Source organism: Rugamonas fusca (assembly GCF_014042365.1).
GTDB classification, from domain to species: domain Bacteria; phylum Pseudomonadota; class Gammaproteobacteria; order Burkholderiales; family Burkholderiaceae_D; genus Rugamonas; species Rugamonas fusca.
The window spans coordinates 1-255 of sequence record NZ_JACEZS010000099.1; the positions used below are offsets into that span (position 1 = coordinate 1).

Annotated in this window: 1 rRNA gene; it reads right to left on the reverse strand. The window is 52.2% G+C overall.

Annotated elements, in window-relative coordinates:
- Positions 1–255: ribosomal RNA gene (locus H3H36_RS26485) — 16S ribosomal RNA — on the reverse strand; the annotation flags it as partial.

Genomic DNA, 255 nt, shown 5'->3' on the forward strand with positions numbered 1-255 from the left:
GAGTGCCCTTTCGTAGCAACTAATGACAAGGGTTGCGCTCGTTGCGGGACTTAACCCAACATCTCACGACACGAGCTGACGACAGCCATGCAGCACCTGTGTGCAGGTTCTCTTTCGAGCACTCCCCGATCTCTCAGGGATTCCTGCCATGTCAAGGGTAGGTAAGGTTTTTCGCGTTGCATCGAATTAATCCACATCATCCACCGCTTGTGCGGGTCCCCGTCAATTCCTTTGAGTTTTAATCTTGCGACCGTA